Source organism: Phycisphaeraceae bacterium, assembly GCA_019636555.1.
Taxonomy (GTDB): domain Bacteria; phylum Planctomycetota; class Phycisphaerae; order Phycisphaerales; family UBA1924; genus JAFEBO01.
Window position 1 is genome coordinate 1190798 of the sequence record JAHBXH010000001.1, and the last position, 23285, is coordinate 1214082.

Annotated in this window: 19 protein-coding genes; 11 read left to right on the top strand and 8 right to left on the bottom strand. The window is 61.3% G+C overall.

The genetic code is table 11. From position 1 onward, the window contains the following. Positions 1 to 3: 3 nt before the first annotated feature. The 3 genes from KF691_04855 to KF691_04865 all read left to right on the top strand — a co-directional run bounded on the left by KF691_04855 (position 4) and on the right by KF691_04865 (position 2519). Positions 4 to 660 carry a DNA-3-methyladenine glycosylase gene (locus tag KF691_04855; GenBank protein MBX3388764.1) on the top strand — a complete coding sequence of 219 codons (657 nt, stop codon included), beginning with the start codon at positions 4 to 6 and terminating at the stop codon, positions 658 to 660. 62 nt (positions 661 to 722) lie between these two features. Further along, on the top strand, positions 723 to 1184 hold the full coding sequence (locus KF691_04860; GenBank protein MBX3388765.1) for a hypothetical protein: 462 nt from the start codon (positions 723 to 725) through the stop codon (positions 1182 to 1184). Positions 1185 to 1229: 45 nt separating this feature from the next. Then, positions 1230 to 2519, top strand: coding sequence for an AI-2E family transporter (locus KF691_04865; protein ID MBX3388766.1), 1290 nt, complete (start codon positions 1230 to 1232; stop codon positions 2517 to 2519). A gap of 4 nt (positions 2520 to 2523) precedes the next feature. On the opposite strand, the gene queF is transcribed toward KF691_04865, so the two are convergent. The 5 genes from queF to KF691_04890 form a co-directional block, all read right to left on the bottom strand. Next, positions 2524 to 2904 (bottom strand): preQ(1) synthase, encoded by a 381-nt coding sequence (gene queF, locus KF691_04870; GenBank protein ID MBX3388767.1) that lies wholly within the window; start codon positions 2902 to 2904, stop codon positions 2524 to 2526. Between the two features lie 48 nt (positions 2905 to 2952). After that, positions 2953 to 4023, bottom strand: coding sequence for a tetratricopeptide repeat protein (locus KF691_04875; GenBank protein MBX3388768.1), 1071 nt, complete (start codon positions 4021 to 4023; stop codon positions 2953 to 2955). Beyond that, positions 4020 to 5072: a deoxyribonuclease IV gene (locus tag KF691_04880; GenBank protein MBX3388769.1), complete on the bottom strand. Its 1053-nt coding sequence runs from the start codon at positions 5070 to 5072 to the stop codon at positions 4020 to 4022. The genes KF691_04875 and KF691_04880 overlap by 4 nt, the downstream gene beginning before the upstream one ends. 73 nt (positions 5073 to 5145) lie before the next feature. Beyond that, positions 5146 to 6045 (bottom strand): CRTAC1 family protein, encoded by a 900-nt coding sequence (locus KF691_04885; GenBank protein ID MBX3388770.1) that lies wholly within the window; start codon positions 6043 to 6045, stop codon positions 5146 to 5148. Beyond that, a complete protein-coding gene (locus tag KF691_04890) occupies positions 5984 to 6625 on the bottom strand; it encodes a VCBS repeat-containing protein (GenBank protein ID MBX3388771.1) in 642 nt (213 codons plus the stop codon). Before KF691_04890 ends, KF691_04885 begins: the two co-directional genes overlap by 62 nt. Positions 6626 to 6783: 158 nt before the next feature. Here KF691_04890 and KF691_04895 point away from each other — a divergent pair, with 158 nt between their 5' ends. Beyond that, the gene (locus KF691_04895; GenBank protein ID MBX3388772.1) at positions 6784 to 7599 is read left to right on the top strand and encodes an SDR family oxidoreductase; all 816 of its coding nucleotides are present in this window, start codon (positions 6784 to 6786) and stop codon (positions 7597 to 7599) included. 116 nt (positions 7600 to 7715) lie between these two features. Next, a complete protein-coding gene (locus KF691_04900) occupies positions 7716 to 10217 on the top strand; it encodes a hypothetical protein (protein MBX3388773.1) in 2502 nt (833 codons plus the stop codon). Here the strand turns inward: KF691_04900 and KF691_04905 are convergent. Next, positions 10214 to 11245 carry a M20/M25/M40 family metallo-hydrolase gene (locus KF691_04905; GenBank protein MBX3388774.1) on the bottom strand — a complete coding sequence of 344 codons (1032 nt, stop codon included), beginning with the start codon at positions 11243 to 11245 and terminating at the stop codon, positions 10214 to 10216. The genes KF691_04900 and KF691_04905 overlap by 4 nt on opposite strands. Positions 11246 to 11336: 91 nt before the next feature. Next, positions 11337 to 12695 carry a Glu/Leu/Phe/Val dehydrogenase gene (locus KF691_04910; protein ID MBX3388775.1) on the bottom strand — a complete coding sequence of 453 codons (1359 nt, stop codon included), beginning with the start codon at positions 12693 to 12695 and terminating at the stop codon, positions 11337 to 11339. 232 nt (positions 12696 to 12927) lie between these two features. Between KF691_04910 and KF691_04915 the strand changes: the two genes are divergently transcribed. Both KF691_04915 and KF691_04920 read left to right on the top strand, forming a co-directional pair. Beyond that, complete coding sequence (locus tag KF691_04915; GenBank protein MBX3388776.1) at positions 12928 to 13305, top strand: hypothetical protein; 378 nt, start codon at positions 12928 to 12930, stop codon at positions 13303 to 13305. Further along, positions 13302 to 13994, top strand: a complete 693-nt coding sequence (locus tag KF691_04920; protein MBX3388777.1) for a hypothetical protein — start codon at positions 13302 to 13304, stop codon at positions 13992 to 13994. The genes KF691_04915 and KF691_04920 overlap by 4 nt, the downstream gene beginning before the upstream one ends. Here the strand turns inward: KF691_04920 and KF691_04925 are convergent. Then, positions 13951 to 14697: a hypothetical protein gene (locus tag KF691_04925; GenBank protein ID MBX3388778.1), complete on the bottom strand. Its 747-nt coding sequence runs from the start codon at positions 14695 to 14697 to the stop codon at positions 13951 to 13953. The genes KF691_04920 and KF691_04925 overlap by 44 nt on opposite strands. 338 nt (positions 14698 to 15035) lie before the next feature. On the opposite strand from KF691_04925, the gene KF691_04930 reads away from it, so the two are divergent. The 4 genes from KF691_04930 to KF691_04945 all read left to right on the top strand — a co-directional run bounded on the left by KF691_04930 (position 15036) and on the right by KF691_04945 (position 23277). Beyond that, on the top strand, positions 15036 to 16814 hold the full coding sequence (locus KF691_04930; protein MBX3388779.1) for a 30S ribosomal protein S1: 1779 nt from the start codon (positions 15036 to 15038) through the stop codon (positions 16812 to 16814). A 463-nt stretch (positions 16815 to 17277) separates the two neighbouring features. Further along, positions 17278 to 19152 (top strand): hypothetical protein, encoded by a 1875-nt coding sequence (locus KF691_04935; GenBank protein ID MBX3388780.1) that lies wholly within the window; start codon positions 17278 to 17280, stop codon positions 19150 to 19152. Between the two features lie 233 nt (positions 19153 to 19385). Further along, complete coding sequence (gene gyrA / locus KF691_04940; GenBank protein MBX3388781.1) at positions 19386 to 22154, top strand: DNA gyrase subunit A; 2769 nt, start codon at positions 19386 to 19388, stop codon at positions 22152 to 22154. A gap of 40 nt (positions 22155 to 22194) precedes the next feature. Beyond that, positions 22195 to 23277 (top strand): PilT/PilU family type 4a pilus ATPase, encoded by a 1083-nt coding sequence (locus KF691_04945; GenBank protein MBX3388782.1) that lies wholly within the window; start codon positions 22195 to 22197, stop codon positions 23275 to 23277. Positions 23278 to 23285: the final 8 nt, after the last annotated feature.

The window sequence follows — 23285 nt, forward strand, 5'->3', positions numbered from 1 at the left end:
AACGTGGCGCGCCTTCCAAGATCTTTTTTTGCTCGCGAATCGGTTGTCCTTGCACCGGACCTGATCGGCACGCGCCTGGTGCACCGGCTTGCCGACGGAACGCGGCTCTCCGGGATCATCGTGGAAGTCGAGGCGTACATCGGGTCCGAGGATCGTGCGAGTCATGCGTTCGGCGGGAGGCGGACGGCGCGGAACGAAGCGATGTACGCCAAGGCGGGCACGTCGTACGTGTACTTCACGTACGGGATGCACTTCTGCATGAACATCGTGTGCGCGGAGGAGGGAGTGCCGCAGGCGGTGCTGCTTCGCGCCCTCGAACCGGACACGGATTCGCTCGAAACCATGAGAAAAAACCGGGGGGTTGAATCGGTGCGATTGCTGTGCGCCGGGCCGGGAAGGCTTTGCCAAGCGCTCGGGATCGATCGAAGGCTGAATGGCGTGGATCTGTGCACGAGCGACGAGCTATGGCTGGAACGGGCGGAGGCCGGCCAGAGAAAGAGCGAGCGCTCCAGACGAGTCGGGATCGATTCGGCCGGCGCGTGGGCCAAACGGCTGTTGCGCTGGACGGAGCGTGGAAACGTCTATATCAGCAAGCCCCCGGACGGTATGCGTTTGGTTTCCGGCAATCGAAATGGATCAAAGAATCGCAAACCGGCGTAGAGTTTGCCGAATCAAATGAAGTGCGAGGGCCGTTGCGGCCATTCGCACCCGGGAGCGACCACGTGTCCGAATCTGTGCCGAATTCACCGAAGAAGTCCCCTGCCAAGGCCGGCGAGGAAGCGCACCCACTGAAGGTTGACTGGAATCTGCTCAAGAGCCTCGCGCCCTATCCGCCCGAGGCGTTCCACTTTGTCAGCGAGGGCCTTTCGCACACGGTGCAGTCGATTCACGGATTGCGCGACGACTCGAAGGAATTGGCTCCGACGGAAGAGAGCCGACACATCAACGGGCGGCAGCTGTGCCTGGGATTGCGGAATTACGCGTTGCAGCGGTACGGGCTTCTGGCGCGGACTGTGCTGCACCGCTGGAACATCAAGGGCACGGAAGACTTCGGAAAGATTGTTTTTGCGATGGTCGATGCGGGACTGATGCGAAAGACCGAAGATGATTCTCCGGAAGACTTCGAGCAGGTCTTCGATTTCCACGAGGCCTTTCGGACCGTGCACGAGGTCGCGCGGGATTGACCGCCGCTTCGCGCGTGGCGTGCCGAAACCGGGTAGTCTTTGAGCGTGAATGAACCCGCCGGAAAATCGGCCAAGGACGCACCGGATTCAGCGGCTCCTGACTGGAAGTCGATGCGGCTCTGGCAGATCCAGCCTGTGCGCGACGTGCTGCTGGTGCTGATGATCCTGGGGGTCGTGTACCTCGGGTATCTGGCGAGCGTCGTGACCGTCCCGATTCTCCTCGCGCTCCTGCTCGCGTACCTGTTCGAGCCGCTGGTCGCGTGGATGGTCCGCAAGAAGATGGCTTCGCGTCGGGGCGGCGCTCTCCTGATCGTTTTTTTTGCGGTGCTTCTCATCGTGGTGCCGACCGTGCTCGGCGCCACGTTCGCCGTCGTGCAGGGCGTTCGCTTCGCGGAAACCACGACCCGCAATGTCGATCTGCTCATGCGTTCGGTCGAAGCGCCCGACGACGAGCAGCTCAACCAGCGGGTGCACGCCGAGGGCTGGGGCAGGATCAGGGATTTCCTCGTTGCGGAGAACAAGAAGCGCCTCGAAGCCAAGGATTCGGGGCACGAATCGGAGGCGGCGGGGCTCGTCCAATCGGTTCTCGTCTGGCTGCGTGACAATTCCAAGGAGATCGGCAAGCAGGCGGCGCTGACCAGCGTCAGCGTTTTCGCGGTCGCGGCGAGTTTTCTCCGCTCGTTCGTTTACGTGGTCTTCGGCGCGGCGCTGACGGCCTTTTTCTTCTACTTCTTCTGTACCGGCTGGGGAGAAGTCCTCGCGTTCTGGGAGAGCCTGATCCCCGAGAAGCGAAAGTGGAAAGTGATCGACCTGGTTCACAAGATGGATCAGGTGATCGCGGGATTCGTGCGCGGGCGCATCATCATCTGCGCGATCGTGGGCGTGTGGGCGACCGTCGGCTACTGGATCATCGGCGCGCCGGCGCCGCTGGTTTTCGGGCCGCTGGTCGGGGCGCTCTTTATTGTGCCTTATGTGCACGCCCTCATGATCCCGATCGTCATCATCGCGATGGCGATCGACCCGAGTTCGGTGCACTGGCAGTCCACGTGGTGGTGGATCGTGCTCGGTCCCATCATCGTGTACATGTCGTGCCAGCTCATCGACGACTACGTGCTGACACCGACGATTCAGGGGAACACGACGGGGATGGCGACTCCGACGATCGTTTTCGCCTCGTTTGCGGGCGGCGCGTTGATGGGCGTCTATGGACTGTTGATCGCGATCCCGCTGGCGGCGTGCATCAAGATCCTGCTGCGTGAAGTGTTCTGGCCGCGCTTCAAGGCGTGGGCGTCGGGAAGCGCGACCGACTTCCTCCCGATCGAGGAAAAGCGGTAGCGGATCAGCGGAGCCAGTGCTTGGGCACGTCGCCTTGCGTCGCGAAGATGCGCGAGCGGATGCCGCCCCTGCCGCGCCAATCGGTGCGGATAAGCAGCCACGCGGGCTTCATGAGTGCCGCGAGATCGTCACGGATCTTGTTGGTGACGGCTTCGTAGTAGATGCCTTCGTTGCGAAAGGACTGGTAGTAGAGCTTGAGGCTTTTGAGCTCGACGCAGGTGCCGCCGGATTTGGCGCCCTTGGGCTCATAGACCAGGGTGATCGAGCCGAAATCGGGATGACCGGTGACGGGGCAGACGCTCGTGAACTCCTCGTTCACATGTTCGATGACGAAGGGCGATTCGGCAGGGGTCTGAAAGGCTTCGAGAAGCTTGGAATCGGGCATATCACAGGAGGATATGCGCAGCGGTTGTTCGAACTTCGCCGCGGCCGACTACCGGTAGCGATTGATGATGTCGATGACCTGCGTCTGGCGCGGATCGAGCTGCACGCTGGTGCGCAGGTGGGAGAGCGCCTCGGACCTGAGCGAATCGTTCTGGCGCTTGGAAAACTCGTATTCGTTCAGCAGGCAGACGCCGACACCGGTGTGACCGGGGGCGTAGTTTGGATCGATTTCCACCGACGTGCGGAAGTACTTGAGCGCTTCGTCGTACTTGTAGAGCTTGAACTCGGCGTAGCCCATGCGTTCGTATGCCGCGGCGGAAGGCTGAATCTTGATGACCTGATTCAGCGTGTTGACCATCTCGTCATAGCGGCCGACTTTGCCGAGGCTGTTGGCAAGGTTGAGGAGCAGCGGGGGAGAGAGTTCGACCTGCTCGAGCGCCTGGCGGTATTCGTTGACCGCATCCTGGTGGCGGTTGAGTGCGCCGTAGATCGAGCCGAGGTTGGCGTGGGCCGGGCCGCTGCGCGGATTGATCTGCACGGCGCGCTGGGCGTAGGGCAGGCCGCTGCCGGGCTCGTTCATTTCGAGATAGGCAGTGGCAATGTTCAGGTTCGCGTCGAAATCGTTTGGCTTGATTTCAAGCGCCTTGAGGTAGGCGCGCACGGCTTCGGTTAGCCGGTGCAGAAGCTGGAGCATCAAGCCCTCGTTGTAGCGGGGCTCGAAATTCTGAGGCATGAGATCCGCGGCCTGCCGGTATCGCACCGAGGCTGATTCATAATCGCCCTGTCCGCGATAAATCTCGGCGGCGCCGATGTAGGCCTGGGGCAGGCTGGGGTTGTTTTCAATCGCCCGTTCGAATTCGACGAGGGCCGGACGCGTCATACCGGACTTGGCCAGGGCCTCCGCTCTCTGCAACGAGGCCAATGCAATCGCATCACGCGTCTTCGGGCCGGAGTCGGGAATGTCTGTGATAGGACCGGATGTTGAAGCCTCAGACTGATTGGTTGCGGGTCCAGAAGCGCTGCCCCCGCCCGAAGAACAGCCAGTCAATGCCGCGGCGGTTCCCGCAAGAACGATTCGAGTGAAGGCCCGGTGGTAGAGATTGAAGTTGCCTGGCGTCATGGCTTCCTTGGATCGGCTTTTTTCAGGGGGTTTCTGGACCTTGATATGGACCTTGATATGGACCTTGATTTGACGGACTTTGTTTGGATTAGAGTTTTTTTATTTCGGGGGCGCGTGCGGGACGGTCCGGCCTTCATCGGCCCGAGAACGGTCTGACCGGACCGTAAGCACCGCAGTAGTGCAAGATTGATTGCATCCCATGAACGCCCCTTCTCATCCTCTCCCTTGGGGGTTTCGAGGATCATGGGTACGCGGGCGAGTTTGGAGTGGTTCACGAACGAAGCAAAACCTGAGGCGGAAAGGCCGACGGGGGTGGGTTCGCCGCCGATCGTGCCGCGGCCGAGGTGCTCGTGCCGGTCGAGCTTTGAGCCGACTTTGCCCTTGGAGTCGTTCAGGTGCATGGCGCGAAGGTTGGCGAGCCCGCAAATCCTGTCGAATTGCTCGATGGCAGCGTCGGCGGAAGCACGAGTGCTCATGTCATAGCCCGCGGCGTGCAGGTGGCAGGTGTCGAGGCAGTAGCCGATGCGCTCGGGAGGTGCGGATCGTTCGATTGCCGCGGCACGGATCTGGGAGAGTTCTTCGAAGGTGCCTCCGAGCTGCGAACCGGCCCCGACGGTTCCTTCGAGACAGACGATCGTGCGGAATCCTTTCGTGCGATTGAAGAGTTCCTGATACGCACGGGCGATTCGATCGATGCCTTGAGCGGCGGAAGAGGTCGTGTACGCGCCCGGATGGTGTACGAGGATGGGGATCTCGAGCGTCTCGCAGCGCTCGATCTCAATAGTCATGAGATCGACGGACTTTTCCCAGAGTTCATTGTCCGGGCTCGCGAGGTTGGAGAGATAGCCGGCGTGGCTGACGACGCGGTCCCGCCAACCGAGTCGCTTGAGTTCGGTGAGCCAGTTCTTGATTGCGTCCGCTTCGAGGGGTTTGGTCTTCCACTGCTGCTGGTTTTTGGTGAAGACCTGAACCGTGTCCATGCCATAGCGCTCGGCTTCGAGCAGCGCCTGATGCATGGAGCCCGAAATGGAGAGATGGGAACCGAACAAGAACAGAGGTTAGGTGCAGAGGCCGATGAGGAGCGGCGTGCCCAACCTCTGAGCGCGACATCGATCTCCCCCTTCAGGAAGGCTCGATGATCTCTACAACCTGATTTGCCGGCTGATTCCTGATGGTTTGGACCCTTCCCGAAGGCCAGCGCACCTCGATCTCCGTCACCTTTGCTGCGTCTCCCAGACCAAAGTGCTGCACCAGATCGGACTGACTGCGGAAACCGCTCCCGGCGTTGACCTCGCGAAGTTGACTTACCTGTGTGCCGCGGATGCCGGCGCGGGCGGTGATGCGTGCGCCGATCGCTGCGCGATTGGAAGCGTTGCCCTTGAGTTTCACCTTGATCCAATTGGAGCTTTGCGTGCTGTCGTTGTGGAAGAGCTGCGTGAGTTCGCCATCGCCGGGGCGCACGGGCCATTGACCCAGGAGCACATCGAGTTTTCCGTCGTTGTCGTAGTCGGCGACGGCGCAGGAACTCGTGTAAAACACGCGATCGGTGAAGCCCGGGACCGAGACGCGGCGAAACGTGCCGTCGCCGAGGTTCTCGTAAACAAACGAACCGGCGCCCCAATTCGGAACAATGCAATCAAGGTCGCCGTCGTTATCGAGATCGGCCCACTGGATGAGGCCGGCGTTGGTGGAGAAGAGCGCGGCATCGCCGAGCGGCGCGGGTTCAAGGCTGCCGCCAACGTTTTTGAAGAGAAGCGCGTTTCCACCTTGCGCACACGCCATGGAGAGATCGAGCATGCCGTCGTTGTTGAAATCGACCCAGCACGAGCCGGAGACGGGAAACGGATTCAGTTCGAGCCCGGAGATCGTGCTCGGCGCGAGCTTCCAATCGCCCGAGTTGCGGAAGAATGCGGGCTTGCCGCTGTTGTTGGGCATGAACAAATCGGGCTTGCCGTCGCCATCAAAATCGCCGAAGTAGGCGCCCCCGGTCGAGGACTTCAGTTCCGCGAATTCTCCGGTCACGCGGGTGGAATCCACCTTTGCCGTCACCCTTGTAGAAGAAGCTGACGTCGGGGCGCGAATAGGCATTGTTGCAGATCAGGAGATCGAGCGCGCCGTCCGAATCGATGTCGGCGAAGACGGAAGAGAACGAGTTCCCCTTGTCGGTGTGGACTGGTGAGGTGTCGAGGATTTCGAAGCCGCGGTTTCCAGTGCCGCGGGCGAGCACGCAGCCCGCGTTGAGTTGGCACGAAACGGCGACATCGAGGATTCCGTCGTTGTCGAAATCGGCCCAGGTGCTTCCGCTGCCGTAGGTGATCGCATCGGTGAGGGCGTTGTTTTCATCGAGGGTGAAGCGGCCCTTGCCGTCGCCCCAGTAGAGACGGCTGGCTTGGCGCTCGGGCTTTTTGGAGACGTCGTACCCGGCGGTGACCAGGATGTCGATGTTCCCGTCGCCGTCGAAATCGAGCATGCTGACGCCGCCGTTGCTTTTGTGGTCGGACGTGAGATGCCCGGCATCGACGGACGTGAGCGAGATCTGTCCGCGCGCAGTGCCGCAGACGGAAAGAAGAACTGCCGCGGCAAGAAACCGTTTCTGAACCATGACCCCTTGCTCCCATGTGAAGTGAGCGATCGAGAGACCAAGACGACTTTGAGACCGTCCGCGACATTGAACCGGCTCGGCTCGAGGAGGTTTCGCGGGGAGCAGCGGAAGATGAGCGTGAAATGGCAAAGTTCTGCGGCGGTTTACTACCATCGACAATGGCTGAATTGCTGAAGAATCGGATCGCGGTGGTGACGGGCGCGTCGTCGGGAATCGGCGAGGCGACTGCGCGGGCGCTTGTGGAGGCCGGGTGTCCGGTCGTGCTGAACGCGCGACGGAAAGAGAAGCTGGCCGCGCTGCAGCGCGAGCTTGGGGAAGAGGATGTTGCAATCGCCGCCGGCGATTGTGCGGATGAGGCGGTCATCCGGGGGATGCTGGATCTGGCGCGCGATGAGTTCGGGGGCGGGAAGGGAGAGATTTCTCCCAAGCGCGAGGCGGACCTGATCGTGATCAACGCGGGGCGCGGGCTGGGCGGGACGGCGATCACATCGGACGAGAAACAGTGGGACGATCTGATCCGAACGAACATTTCGGCGGCGGCGCGGATGATCCGTGCGGCGGGAAAGCGGCTGCTCGAATCGGTCGCGGAGAAAGATATCCGTCACGATGGCAAGTGGCTGGATCGGCCGCGGGACATTGTGATCCTCGGATCGGTGGTGGGGAGGCACGTCTCGCCGTTCTCGAGTTTCTATTCGTGCACGAAGGCGGCGGTGCAGACGCTCGCGGAGGGAACGCGGCGCGAACTCGGGCCGAAGGGGATTCGAGTGACACTTGTCGAGCCCGCGTTTGTGACGAGCGAGTTTCAGTCGGTCGCGGGGTATTCACCGGATTGGTACAAGCAGATGGTGGAGAAATTTGGGCCGATGCTCAGCCCAGCCGACGTCGCGCGGATGATTGTGTTTGCCGTGAGCCAGCCGGCGCATGTGCATGTCAGCGATGTGTTGATCAGGCCGACGCGGCAGGAGTATCCGTAACCTGGGAGTAACCGTTCGCCGCGGCATTTCCAATCGTGCATCTTTAAGGCGCAAAGGCATTCGGCGACCGATAACACGGATTGGTAAGACAACCAATTACCGGTATGCTCTGAACCATGCGCACCATTCGCTCTTGCGTTCGCGGAATTTGCAGATCGGCACGCTGGAATTGCACCATCGTCACGGTTGCGCAACTTTTCTTATTCGTGCAAGTGCTCGCACAACAACCCAATTGGAGCAGCGTTCCCACGCCGATCGCGAGAGAAGGCGCTGGCGTTGTGTATGACCAGAAAAGAGGGGTCACCGTTCTTTTTGGCGGGATTACGGGATGCTACAACCTGCGGTCGGATACGTGGGAATGGGACGGCGGCCGGTGGATTCCTTTCGAAGGGGCGGGTCCGAGTCCACGTTGGAACACTGCGATGGCCTTTGACGAACGACGAGGGAGGTCAGTTCTGTTTGGTGGGAGTGCTGTCGGGGGTTCGGGGCCCGGCGCTGTCGTTGTCGGTGCGTATCTACAAGATACTTGGGTCTGGAAAGAGCGGTCATGGGAGTGGCTTTCCGAGGGAGGTCCTTCAGGACGCCACCGCCACGCCTTGACATATGACTCTTGTCGGGACGTGATCGTTCTGTTTGGCGGTGAAACTGTCAGTTCCAATTACTTTGGCGATACGTGGGAGTTTGACGGTAACTCTTGGAAACAGATGGTGACGCCAGTTGCTCCAAGTGCAAGGAGTGGGGCGGGTTTCGCGTTCGACCCGCGGCACGGTGCCGCCGTGCTGTATGGCGGATTAACAGCGCTCGGCAATTCCGCCGAAACTTGGATCTACGGTCCAAGTGGGTGGAAGCTTGCAGCCACAACTGGACCTGGGCCCAGAAGCGACGCGCCGCTCTGCTTTGATCGCGATCGGTCGGTGATTCTCTTCGTCGGCCAATCGGGCACATCGACCGATTCGTGGGAATGGGATGGCGTCCGATGGCGGAATCAGCGAGCTGGCCCCCCCCCGCCGGTGCGATCTCAAATGATCTACGACTTCGGTCGCTCAGTTTCTGTGGTCCCCAGCGGCGAAAAAAAGTGCTATGCGCTTTCCGTCATGTCGGAGAGATCGCCCAGCATGGATTGGACACAGGTCCGATCCGGAGCTATCGACCCGCGAACGCAGTTCGCCGCGGCATACGACTCCTGGCGGAATCGACTCGTGGTCCACGGGGGCTTGGATGACAGCGGAACATTCCAAAACGACAGCCTCGCAAAAGAAGGACTGCTTTGGAGCAGGCCGTTCTTTGGATCGGTTTCGACCCGCGCCGCCCATGCGATGGCGTTCGATGACCTCCGGGGAGTACTCGTCTTGTTTGGGGGCCGAACGGCGACCGCTGTCTTGGGCGACACATATGAGTTGGGAGACGGTGTTTGGACAAGGCGAGCGACGACCGGACCTTCTTCCCGGCAGAGCCATGCGATGGCGTTTGACCCTGCTCACCAGTATGTGTTGCTATTCGGCGGATCGGGGACGCCGAGTGGCAGTTCGCTGCAGGGCGACACGTGGAAATGGAATGGGACGAGTTGGACCCGCGTCGCCACCGCAGGCCCCTCGGCGCGCCGCGCTGCGTCGATGGCTTTCGATGAATTGCGGGGTGAGGTCGTGCTATTCGGTGGAGAAAATCTCACGGCGTTTCTTGGAGACACGTGGACTTGGAATGGATCCGTCTGGACCATACGCACATCGGAAGGCCCCTCACCTCGAAGCGGCGCCTCGATGTCCTTCGATATCGGTCGCGGCTCCGTCATCCTTTCTGGCGGACGCGATGGAAGTGGACCGATTGGAGACACTTGGCAATGGAACGGTTCATACTGGGAAGCGGTGCCGGTTGCTTCTCCGGCAAAGGCTAGGTCCGCGATGGTTTTCGACCATCAACGTCGTTCACTCGTGTTGTTCGGAGGCGGTGCGGACACCGACGGACAACTCTGGGAGTATCGAGAACCTTGTGAGCATTTCGGCCTGGTCGCGCAATCTTCAGGTGACATCGCCAATGCATTGCGATTCGCATCAGCGTTCGTCGAGCCGCGTTCAGATGTCTCCGGCAAAATTGAATGGCAATGGGCCGTTTCTTCCGACGGGCCCTGGAGTGTGCTCAGTGAGGGAGTGAGCAATCTGGGTGATAGTTTTGAAGCAGAAGCGCGGGGAACGAACGCATCGCATTTGCGAGTTGGAGCGCACTGGCCCTCGTGGGGCGTGCGATGGGTACGAGCTACGTTTGCCAGCTTTTGTGACTCATGGGCATCCGAGCCCGTGAGAATCGTGTTCTCACCGGTTGATCTTGACGGTGACGGAATTGTCACCATGGCGGACTTCGATGTTTTTTCTAGCGCGTACGACATTTTGCTATGCGACGAGTTGGAAATGCCAATCGGCTGCAGCTGTGACTACAACCACGACGGCGTTGTGGACGATCTTGACTGGCAAATATTCGTCCAAGCTTTCAATGCCGACCTGAGTACTGAGACAAAGGACAAATTAAGTGTGAAGCAGCTTCAGGAATTGCGCAAGCGACTAGAATCGGGCAAGGGCATTGAAACGAGCCGTGCGCTGGAAGCGTCACCAACCATGAATCGCTAGCTGCTATTACGGGCGATTCTTTCGATAGTTTTGACTAGCCCTTCGGTCACTCGCGCAAACCGATCGAAGTCGATGGTGTCCGGCGTATCGCTCGCACGGTGGTAGTTGGGGTTGCGGAAGTTTGCGGTGTCGGTGACCATGAGTGCCGGATAGCCGCATCGCCAGAAGGCGTAGTGATCGGAGCGGCCGATATCGCGGATGAGTTCTGGGAGCGCGGCGCCCTCGCTTGGGAATTGCGTGGACTCGCGGAACGCGCGGACGCATTGTTTCACCAGCGCGCGATCGTGATAGCGGGAGACAAAGGCAACGAAGTTGCCGGTGCTGGGGTAGAGGCTCGAGAGCGGCGGCGGGTATTTCTGTGAATTCGGGGCGTCGGTGTAGTAGCCGATCGATTCGAGGCTGAGCATGGCGACGATGTTGTCGCCGGCGGCTTTGCACTTTTCCGCGTAGATCCAGCTTCCCATGTCAGGGGTGCCGCCGGTCGGGAGTTCTTCGTTGGGAAAGAAGACGAAGCGGATGGTGCGGGGTTGGGGCTTGCCCGCGAAGGCCTTCGCGAGGGCCAGAACAGCGGCGCAGCCGCTCGCGTTGTCGTCGGCGCCGGGGGAACGCTGCGTCGTGTCGTAGTGTGCGCCGACAACGATGACTTCATCCGGGTGCGAAGTGCCCTTCAGCGTTGCTTCCAGGTTGGGCGTGAGGATTCCCTTGGAAGGGAAGGAGTGATCGACGACGGTGTAACCGAGAGATTCCAGTCGCTGCTTGAGATAGAGCGCCGCTTCGGCGAGTTCCTTGGGGTGATAGATGCTGCGCTTGCCGACATCGGAAGCCAGATGCGTGACGGTCGCACGGAGTTCGGCCGCGAGTTGGCGCTGCGATTCGGTCGGAGCCGGAAGCGAACCCGAAAAGGAAGCACCGGGCATGCGGATCATCGCGGCGTAGCCGTAGATTGCCAGCCCGAAGAGCGACGCAAACGCGACCGCGGCGCACACCAAGACAACTTTGAGTACTTTTTGAAGACGGGGTCGGGGCATGTTTCGTGAGAATACTGAAGGTGCGTGCGGCACGGGGCGCAAGAAAAAGCCCCGCATGGGGCGGGGCTTGTGAAGCGATCGCAGAAACGGATTACGGGAAGATGCCGCGGGCGGCGTAGGCCTGATTCAGGCGCTCGCATGCCGCGATGTACGCCGCGGAGCGGAGATCGCAGTTGTACTTGCGCCGGGCGTCGCGGGTCTTGGACGCGGCCTTGACCATGTGCTTGTTGAGTTCGCGATCGACGTGTTCGAGATCCCAGGACTGATAGGTCTTGTTCTGGACCCATTCGAAATAGGAGACGGTGACGCCGCCGGCGTTGCAGAGAATGGCGGGAAGGACCTCGATGCCGCGTTCGGTGAGGATGCGCTCGCCGCCCGGGGTGGTGGGGGCGTTGGCGCCTTCGGCGATGACAATCGCGTCGATGAGTTTCGCCTCGTCTTCCTGGATCATCTGCTCGAGTGCGGCGGGGATGAACACATCGACCTTGGTCTTGTAGAACTCTTCCTTGCTGACGGCGGTGGCGTTCGGGTAGCCGCCAACGCCGCCCTTCTTCTGCACGTACGTGGCGAGATCGTGGGCGTCGATGCCCTTGTCGTTCTTCAGGAAGCCGGTGTGATCGGCAACCGCGATCATCTTCGCGCCCTTGTCCTGGAAGATCTTGCCGGACCACGAGCCGACGTTGCCGAAGCCCAGCACGCTGAAGGTGCACTGCTCGGGCTTGAGATTGAGCTCGGGGAGCATCTCGATCAGCGTGTCGACGACGCCCTGTCCGGTCGCTTTTTCGCGACCGAGCGAGCCGCCGTATTCCACCGGCTTTCCGGTGATGACGGCGGACGGATCCTTGCCACCGACGTCGGCGAGGAAGGAGTAGGTGTCGGCGATCCAGGCCATGTGCTGCGCGTTGGATCCGACGTCGGGCGCGGGAATGTCGTAATCCGGTCCGATGCCGTGAGCGATGGCGGTGGTGAAGCGACGGACGATGCGCTCCATCTCTGCGTTGCTGTGCTTACGCGGGTCGACTTTGACGCCGCCCTTGCCGCCACCGAAGGGGACGCCGACAAGCGAACACTTCATGGTCATGAGAAAGGCAAGCGACTTCACGTCGTCGAGATGAACGTCCTGGTGGAAGCGGAGACCGCCCTTGTACGGACCGAGCGCGTTGTTGTGCTGAACGCGGTAGCCCTTGAAGAGCCGGTAGTGACCGTCGTCCATCTTCACGGGGAAGTGGACCATGATCTCGGTCTTGGGCTGCGCGAGGATGATCTGTACGCGATGGGGCAGACCCATCAGCTCCGCGGCGTAGAGCATCGCGCCGACGGTCTGGCGATACAGGTTGTGCGGATCGGTCGGAAAGCCAAGCTCATCGAAGATCGGAGAGTTGTAACTCGCGGGCGGGACGTTCTTCGGTTTTTGCATCGGGGTCGCTGGAGGCTTGGCAAGGGTGGTCATAGATATATCCGCAAGGTGAATCGGCGGAGGAGCGGTCGGCACATCGAGCTGACTGATTGCCCGGGCGACCCCCACGGCGTCCGCTGGGCCGGGCCTGAATAGTAGTGGAGGCGGGAGGCCACTGTCGAGGGAGGTTTGGAGAGCGCGGCAACGCTGAAAACACTGCGCATTTCCCCACTGAAAGCGCTTCCAAATGCTCGGGCGCGCTGGGCCACCGGCCTTTCATTCCGTGATGATTCTCTACCTCGCGGCAGACCTGCTCTGGGCAAGCAAGATCAAGGCGACCGCCGATGCGCTTGGGCTTCCGTGCCGCCCGGTTCGCACCATGGAAATGCTCGAAGCCAGGCTCGCGGACAGCGACGTGAAAGCACTGATTGTGGACCTGGATGTCGCGGAGACGGCGTTGCAAATGGTTGCGAAAGTGAAGGGGCAAAGAGGCGAAGTGGCGGAGGGGCAAAGAAATGTTCGCGTGCTGGCGTTCGGGCCGCATGTAGCGAGGGATGCGCTCTCGGCGGCTCAGGCGGCAGGGGCGGATGAAGTCATGACGCGAGGGGGGTTTGATCACAACATGGATCAGGTGTTGCTGCGGCTGGGGGCAGGGGCGACGTGAAGCAAAGCGGCATCATGCACAAGCCAATTGATCGCTACGTTCACTATCTGGTGTTCGGCGCGATCGTGGCGATCGGCTCGTTGTTTTTGTTGGAGCCCAAGCCGGCTTTCGGCTTGACTGCCGTTCTCGCCGTGGGATTTGCATTGGCCGGGTACGTTTGGTTGGCGTATCGCTTCGGTGCCGCCGAGAGATTGTGCGCGTGCGGCGCATGCGGGGCGACCAATTTCGAGCGGAGCAGGCGTTGCCGTGGTTGTCGCAAGAAACTGGGCTGGCTGGCAATTGATGAATACCCAGAACCCGCGCCCGGACGGATCGTTTGCCTGGCGAGAGCGCAAGCGGTCAACTACGTCGCGCTCGTCTGTTTCACACTGTGGTTGTTTTTCGGTCGGATGGTCATGTCTGGAAAATGGCTCTTGATCACGGGATGCTCGGGGGCATTCTTGCTCTTCGTGGCGGCCGCCTGGCGCTCATTGAAGGTCAGGTTCGCTCAGCGTGCACTGTTCGAGCATGATGGGGCGGTGTGCGTGGCATGCCTGTATCCGATCGGCGAGCACATGGTTCAGTGCCCGGAGTGTGGACACCCGATGTCGATGCAGCGCGCCCGAGATGAATGGAGCAAGGCAAACCTGTGGTATCCGAAACGAGTCACCCCAGGTGTGGCTGCCACTGCTTCGTCACCCAACCCATGACTGCGCCGAAGATGAGGTGCGCCGTGAGCGTCACCACGACGAATGTTGCGGTCAGGTGGATCCCGAAGAACTTGGTGTAGGGGCTGAAGAGCATCCCGGCTTCGAGGGCTGTTGCCATGACAACTCCGGCGATGATGGTGAACGCCATGCCGCGGCGAGAAGTGTCGCCGATCATGGCGATGAACATGATGCCGAAGGTCATGCCGTTCGAAAAGTGATACGCCCAGCCGAGCAAGTGCGTGCCGAGCGTGTACGAATCCTGCTCGAGCGGCTGCGCGAGAAGCATCGCGCCGAATCGCGGAAAAACCTTGAACAGATTCATCTGCGGCACGACCGCTTCGAGTCCCCAAGCCTTCGAGAAGACAAAGGGCAAGCGGAAAATGTCGTATGCGATCGCCGCGACAAAGCCCGCTGCCGCACCGATGACGAGCGCTCGGGCAAGCGAACCGGCGCCGGGCGCGGTCACCGTCATGGTTGATGAGGTCTCCTCGGACGCGGACGATTTCCAGGCTCGCCAATCAATCAATCCGAGCGTGACGAGCGCGAGCGACGCCGGCGTCATGATCCAGAGCGCGAAGCTGCGCATGGACATGATGCCGTAGAAATCGGAAAGCAGGCACCAGATCGAAGTGGCGGAAAGCAAGAAGACGAGCACGCGACCTTGCGGCGTCCAGCGCATCGCTGCCGGAGATGAATGGCCCATTGCGTGAATGTACTCGGGAACAGATCGAGCGGTTTGCCGCTCGTTCGGGGCATCTTTGGGTTTTTGTGAAGATGGGCTTCCGTTCGGTCTTCAACTCGAAGGCGGCCTAAACTTTCGCCCTGTCGGTTGGTCGACCGACACCGGGATAGCCGCGATGTTCGCGGCAGCCGGTAGTTCAGCAGGACGCCGAACCCTCACCGCCCCCGTTCCTCTCCGCGAGAGGGGGCAGACCGAGGTCCGAACGGCTCGCTCAGCGGGCTCTCCGGGCTGCGGTTTCGGTGCCGACGCGTGCGCTTCGACCGGCGCGACGCGGGCTCCGCGAGGAACCAAGAGAAAACATGATTGATGAAAACCTGATCGCGTCGCTCAAAGTGGCTGACTCGGAGGCGGAAGCGCTGTTCCGCGAGGCGTACGGCCAAAAGGCCGCCGTCGGACAGTCCGGGTACATGGACTCGTTCCTGAGCGACCAGATCGAAGGACTTGCCGCGGGCAAGCTGATCAAGGGCAAGGTGATCGGCTTCGCGGGCGACGATGTCGTCATCGAAGTCGGCCTCAAGAGCGAAGGTCTTGTTCCCAAGATCGAGTTCGAGAACCTCGAGTCGCTGAAGATCGGCGACACGTTCGAGGTGCTGCTTGAGAATCTCGAAGGCGAGGGCGGGCTGATCGAGCTGAGCAAGCGCAAGGCCGATCGCATGATGGCCTGGCAGAAGCTGCTCGACACCACAAAGGAAGGCGACGTGGTCGAAGGCGCCGTCACCCGCAAGATCAAGGGCGGTCTGCTCGTTGACATCGGCGGCGTGAACGTGTTCCTCCCCGCCTCGCAGGTTGATGTGCGCCGCCCCGGCGATGTGGGCGACTACATCGGCCGCAAGGTCCGCGCCAGCATCCTCAAGATCGATACCGAGCGCCGCAACATCGTCATCAGCCGTCGCAAGCTCATCGAAGAAGAGCGCGACCAGGCGAAGAAGCGCCTGATGGACACCCTCAAGGAAGGTGACATTATCACCGGCGAAGTCAAGAACATCGCCGACTTCGGTGCGTTCGTGGATCTCGGCGGCATCGACGGCCTGCTTCACATCACCGATATGTCGTGGGGCCGTATCAATCACCCGAGCGAGATGGTGAAGGTCGGCCAGAAGGTCGAAGTCAAAATTCTCAATATCGACCGCGAGAAAGAGAAGATTGCGCTGGGAATGAAGCAGCGCGAGGCTTCGCCGTGGGAAGAGATCGAGAAGAAGTATCCGGTCAACAGCCGCATCAAGGGCGCGGTCGTCAACCTCATGTCGTACGGCGCGTTCGTGCGGCTCGAGGACGGCATCGAAGGCCTTGTCCACATCAGCGAGATGTCGTGGACCCGCCGGATCAACCACCCGAGCGAGATCGTGGCCCCGAACCAGGAAGTCGAGGTCGTTGTCCTCGAGATCAACAAGGACAAGCAGGAGATCAGCCTCGGTATGAAGCAGACCGAGGTCAACCCCTGGGAGCTCGTCGGCGAGAAGTATCCGGCGGGCACGATCATCGAGGGCAAGGTTCGTAATCTCGCCAACTACGGCGCGTTCGTCGAGATCGAGCCGGGCATCGACGGCCTGCTTCACATCAGCGACATGTCGTGGACCAAGAAGGTCACGCACCCGAACGAAGTGCTCAAGAAGGGCGACACCGTCAAGTGCGTCGTTCTCGAGGTCGATCGCGAGAAGCAGCGCGTCGGTCTTGGCATGAAGCAGCTCACCGAAGATCCGTGGCTCACCGCCATCCCCGAACACTACAAGCCGGGCATGGTCGTCCGGGGCAAGGTGACCAAGATCACCAACTTCGGCGTGTTCGTCGAACTCGAGTCCGATCTTGAAGGCCTGCTCCACATCTCCGAGCTCGCCGACCACAAGGTTGAGAATCCGCAGGACGTCGTCAAGGCCGGTGATGAGGTGGATGTCAAGATCCTCCGCGTCGACAAGGCCGACCGCAAGATCGGTCTGTCGCTCAAGCGCGCTCAGTGGGGCGACACCAGCGGCGGCGCCGAAGAGGAAACGACCAAGAAGTCCAGCAAGAAGGAATCCCCGACCCGCGGCGGCATGGACAGCCACGACGCCATGGGCACGGACAAGATCAAGTTCCAGTAAGCGAGTCGATCACGGCTCTGGAGAGCCGTGCCACCCAAGGCCGCAAAAAACCTCAAGCCCCGGTCGCTGGACCGGGGCTTTTCATTTTGTCGCACGGAAGAATCGCGAAACACAAGGCGTGCGACGGAGGTAAAGTCACAAAGCGGCGGCGGGGTTGTCGCCGGAGGGCGGGCGGACGGTTGAGGCAAAGCTGCCGGCCTTCAGTGTTCAGCACATCGCGAGAAAGCTGAGAATGAACAAAAGCGAAATCTTGCGGCGGCTATCGGTCATGGAAAGAAGAAGCTTCATCTCTCGGACTCCCTTCACGTTTTTGAATGTCAGTGCCCCGTTGCCGGAGCACGTATTGAACTTGATGCAACGGGTGTGCCGGATGGTCTCTACGCGTCGAGAATCTCCGGCGGCGCACGCAGCGGCCATTTTTTCCGGAACTTCAAGATTCTCGGGCTTCAGCCCGGATGCGCTGTTGCCACAACACAACGGCGGCTGTTTGCGCCGGGCGACAAGCCTCGAGCGATTCGGTGCGATCTTCGCTGTCCTGACCGTGTGTGCTTTGGCTCGCGGGCAGGATGTCTTGCCAAAGCACCCCGACGGGGAAGAGCGCAAGGTCGCGAAGCTCACCACCGAACTGCTGCTGCCGCCATCGCCGCAGCGGATGATGGACGCTTTCTCGCAAGTCCGCAAGTGGATCGACGCTTGGGAAGTCACGCCGAGCGACGAAACCAAGATCGTCGGAGATTCGAGCGGCGCCGTTTGCCTGACGCTGCGATTCGGCGGACGCATCGTCGGGCGCAGCGTGGAAGTGGGAGGACCGGATGCTTTGGAGCGCGCCGCTCGCGACGCCATGAAAGACGCATCCGCATTCTTTGGCGGCAAGAGCAAGCCTGAAAATGCATCGCGGATCTGCATCTCACTCGAGGCGGCCGGCGCGCTGATTCCCTATCAACCCTCGTCGTACGACGACACGGACCTCGAGATTCCCGCCGGCATCGACGGCGTGGCGGCGAGGGCCGGCCAGGGTGAGCACGAAAAACTGCGAGTCGTGTTTCCCTCGATGATGCTGACATTCGGCCACGGCATGGAGCGTTCCGTCGGATCGGGCGGGCAGTCGCCCGGAGACGCGCTTGCGGCGTGCGCCGCCTATGTTCTGGAAGATCCGGCGGTGGGGATTCGCAGCGATAGCGCGAGCGATCCCGCCAAGTTGATGCGCGATCGCAAAGTGACCTTCTATCGCTTCGAAGTGTCGCATCTCGCGCAGATTACACCGGTGGATGCGCCGGTGTTTCTGTACAGGCAGGGAAGGGTGATCCCCGAGCGGGAGGTCTCCGCCGCGTCAATGAAGATTTGGGCCGAGGGGCTGACGACTCACTTGCTCTCACGGGTGTCCGTGCACGACAAGGGTGCGCTGGTCAGCGGGCTCTACTCACCGATTTCCGGGGCGTGCGTGGCGCGCGCGGATGTCGCCGAGGAAGCGATGATCGGACTGGCGCTGGCCCGCGCCGCGGACGGCGGCGTGCTCGGCGCGGATGTCTCAAAGCGTGCGAGAGATTCCGCACGCGCGATCGTTCGGGACTTGGCGGTACGCGATCAGCCAAATCGCAGGATCGAAACTTCATCCGTTGCTTCCGCCGCTTTTCTGCTGACGATTCAGGCCTTGGCATCGGATGAACCCGAGACCAAGGAAGCGCAGAGCGCCGCCCGCAAAGAAGTGAAGAACGTGCTCGAAGGGCCGGTCCGATCGCCGTCGGTCACGGCGATTGCGGCTTGGGCGGCGGCCGGAGTCGAGTCATCGCAAGACATGGCGGCTCTCGCGAAGCAGGGTGTGACCGCGATTTATCGCGCCGTTCCTGTCGAGAAGCTGGCGACCGCGATGCCATGGATCGTTCTGGCGGTGCGGGCGACGGAGCCTTCGGGCCCGATCGCATCGAGCGCCGTGCTCGATCAGTGGCGCGACCTGGCGTACAAGTTTGTGATGAAGGCGCAGGATGCGGGCCCCGATGGCGAGGACCTTGTGGGTGGCATCGTGTTCACGGGGTCTCGCGCGCCGCTTCCGTCGGCGCAGAGTCTTCGGGTCATTGCCGGGCTCGCCGCGATGCTGAATGACGAGCGATTGACTCCGGCATTGGCTCGGTCCACCGAGATCGTGCGGCTGGTTCCGAGTCTCAGGTTCGTGCGCCAGATGATGGGAGACGAATACAACGGAACCATGTTCGTCGATCCGCTTCGCGCCGAATGGGGTGTTCGAAATTCCATGTGGGATCAGCGCATGAGCGGCGAGGCGAGCGCGCTTGCGCTCATGGCAATTTGCCAGGCGGTCGACGGCGCCGAGCGCGGGAATTGACAGGGAGAAGCGGGGCGAACGGGGCCGATGCCAATCCCGCAAAACTTGAAAATTGCGGCGCGAAAATTTTGTCAAAAACCTCTACAAAACAAGGGGTTTTCGGCTCGCTGCCGGCAGGATTTCTTCGGGGGTTTTGACTAGAATAGATGCTGGCTTTTCCCCGTCCGTTGGACGGGTTTCAGGGATGATGGTCGCCCGACTTTTGATCGCGTCGGCCCTTCTCGGAGGTATGGATGTCCGACGATCTGAATGCTTCACGGAGTCCGGATGGGGACGCGCTCGGCGCCGGGGGCGAAGGGGCCGGAGTGCTCGGTGGCCGCGTAGTCGACCTCGACATCCAGCGCGAGCTGCAGGATTCGTACCTGACTTACGCGATGAGCACGATCATGGACCGGGCCTTGCCCGATGTCCGCGACGGTCTCAAGCCTTCGCAACGCCGCATTCTCGTTGCGATGAACGACCTGAAACTCCGCCCCGGGAAAAAACACCTCAAGTGCGCCAAGATCGCCGGCAACACATCGGGCGACTATCACCCGCACGGTGAAGCGGTCGTGTATCCGACGCTTGTCGGAATGGCTCAGAGGTGGCGCATGCGTGTGCCTCTCATCGATCCCCAGGGAAACTTCGGTTCGATCAACGGCGATCCGCCGGCCGCGATGCGATACACCGAAGCGCGCATGACCCACGCGGCCGTGGACATGCTCGCTGACATCGACTTCGACACGGTTGATTTTCAGCCCAACTACGACGACCGCTTGATGGAGCCGATGGTGCTCCCGGGCAAGTTCCCGCAGCTCCTCATCAACGGCGGCATCGGCATCGCGGTCGGCATGGCGACCAGCTTGCCGCCTCAGAATCCGCTCGAAGTCTTCGACTCGATCATCCGCGTGCTCGAAAACCCCGAGGTCACGCTGCTCGAGCTGATGCAGGATGTGACCGACAGCGCGGGCAAAATTGTGCGCGCGGGGATCAAAGGGCCGGATTTTCCAACGGGAGGCACCATCCTCGGTCGTCGCGGCATCCTGGAGGCATACGCCACCGGGCGAGGGCGCATCACCGTCCGGGGCACCTGCCGGATCGAGAGCCTGGGGGGCGAGAATTCCAAGAGCGAGCGCTCTCAGATCGTCATCGACGAGATTCCGTACAACAGTTCCCAGGAGCTGCTGCTTAAGAAAATCGTCGAAGCGGTGGAAGAGGATCGCATCCCCGATGTTTCCGACGTTCGCGATGAATCCGGTCGCGAGGCGGCCACGCGCATCGTGATCGAACTCAAGCGAGGCGCCGATCCGCGGGTGGTCGAGAAGCAGCTCTACGAATTCACGAGCCTGCAGGACACGTTCAGCATCATGAACATCGCGCTGGTCAACCGCCAGCCGCGCACGCTCGGGCTGCGTGAACTGCTCGACTTGTACATCGAGCACCGGCGCGACGTCATCCGGCGGCGCACCAACTTCCTGCTCCGCCAGGCGAAGAAGAAGGCGCACGAGTTGGAGGGGCTGATCTACGCGGTGTGCGATATCGACGAGGTGATCCGCATCATCCGCGCCAGCAGGACGCGCGAAGAGGCGATCCAGAGACTGATGGATCGGCGGTTCCAGATTCCCGCGAGCCATCCGTACTCGGCCAAGCTTCCGGAGCGGCTGAAGAAGATGCTGCGTGCCGCGGAATCTGCGGGCGGAATTCTGCTCTCGCGCGTTCAGGCGGAGGCCATCGGCGCGTTGCGGCTCATCCAGCTTGTCGGGCTCGAGATCGAGAAGCTGGTCAACGAGTACAACCAGCTCGTCGGCGAGATCGAGGAGTACGAATCGATCCTCGCGAGCGAGTCCAAGGTGCGAGGCATGATCAAGGCCGATTGCGAGGAAATGCGGAGCCGCTACGGGATCGGCAAACTCGCGGAGCGGCGCACGGCGATCGACGACACCGAAGTCGATATCACGATCGCCGAGCTCATCCCGCAAGAGGATGTCGCGGTCACAATCAGCCACCAGGGTTACGTGAAGCGGGTGCCGCTCGCGACCTACCGCACGCAAGGGCGGGGCGGCAAGGGCATCCGCGCGGGAGACGCCAAGGACGAAGATTTCATCGAGCACGTCTTTGTCGCGGGCACGCACGACGACTTGCTCTGCTTCACCAACACCGGACGCATCTTCAAGATGAAGGTGTACGAAGTGCCGGAGATGAACCGCACGAGCAAGGGCCGCGCAATCATCAACCTGCTCGAGCTGCGCGAAGGCGAAAAGACCCGCGCCTACCTCGCGATCAAGGATTTTGAATCCGGCAGCCATTTCCTCACGTTCTGCTCCAAGGGCGGCATCGTGAAGCGCACTTCGCTCAAGGACTATCAGAACGTCAATCGTTCAGGAATCATCGCTGTGGGTCTCAAAGACGGCGATTCGCTGCTCGATGTCGTGCTCACCGGCGGCACCGATGACATCATGCTCATCACGGCTTCGGGCATGGCGATCCGCTTCGCGGAAGAAGATGCCCGGCTCATGGGCCGCTCCGCCGCGGGCGTCAAGGGTATTGAACTCGAGGACGGCGACGAGGTGGTGGGGGTCGTCCAGGTCCCGATGACCAAGGACGCCGACGGAGACCCGATCACCGTCGATCCCGCGATCTCGCTCTTGACCATTTCGGAGAACGGATACGGCAAGCGAACACTCGTCGATGAATACCGCGTGCAACCCGAAGAGGGGAAGGCGCGAAGCCAGTCGCGTGGCGGCAAGGGCCGGGCCGACATCAAGGCGACGGATCGCAACGGCCGCTCGGTCGCGGCACTGGGCATCAAAGACGGCGACGACGTTGTCGTCGTTTCCAAGGGCGGGCAGCTTGTCCGCGTGAAGGCAAACACCATCAGCCAGATCGGCCGCGGCACGCAGGGCGTGCGCGTCGTCAGCCTGCACGAAGGCGACAAAGTCATTTCCGCCGCGAGAATCGATGAGAGCATCGCGGGCGAAAGCGCGGCCGACGAGTCCCCGCCGCCGGCCGACGATCCGGCTTGAAGTTCTGTGGTAAGCTCCGGTGCTACAGACCGGGGCAGCCATGGACTTTGAACGCCTCTTAAGCAAAGCGATCGAGACGGGCGCGTCGGACGTTCACCTTCAGGCGGATTCTCCGCCCATGTTCCGGCTGGGCAACAACATCCGGTTGGTCGAAGGACCGCCCCTCAGCGAAGCAGAAATGGAGGCGATTGTGAAATCGATCGTCCCGAGGCATATGGCGGACGATGATCTCGCCACTTCCGCGCTTCGAGGGCTCGATTTCTCTTACGCCTCTTCATCCGGCACGCGGTTCCGTTGCAGCGGATTTCGCACCCGAGGTCGATTCGGCATCACGATGCGGGTGATCCGGACGGTAGTTCCGTCGATCGAGGCGCTGAAGTTGCCGAAAGTCATCCGCGATATCGCGCTCGCGCGCCGCGGGCTCACGCTGGTGACCGGAACGACCGGCAGCGGCAAGAGCACGACGCTCGCGGCGATGATCGATCTGATCAACGAAAACTACCGGACGAAGATCATCACGATCGAGGACCCGATCGAATACGTGCACCCCTGTAAGAAGGCGCTTGTCTCGCAGATCGAAGTGGGGTCGGACACTTCATCGTTCGACCAGGCGCTCCGCCAGGCTTTGCGCCAAGACCCGGACGTCATTCTCGTGGGCGAACTGCGCGACGTCGAGACGCTCCGCACCGTCCTGCGCGCCGCCGACACCGGGCACCAGGTCTTTTCCACGGTGCACAGCGCCAATGCCGCCCAGACGATCGAGCGAATCATCGCCATGTTTCCTTCGAACGAACACAAACTGCTCTTGGCGCAGCTCGCCAATTCGATCGAGGCGATCATTTCGCAACGCCTGATCACCGGCCGCGATGAGAAGCGTCGTCCCGCTGTCGAGGTGCTCCGCGGCGGTCCGGTTACTGCGCGATACATTCTCGAGGGCAAGATCGCGGAGTTGGCGAACTACCTGCAGATGGGCGAGGCCGGAATGCAGAGCTTCGACCAGCATATTCTGGGTATGTATCAGGCCGAAGAGATCAGCGGCACCGAAGCGATGCGCTTCGCGACCAATCCCGAGGCCATGGGTATGGGCATGAGAGGCATCAAGCGCACGGCCGGCATCGGATAGCGAGGATC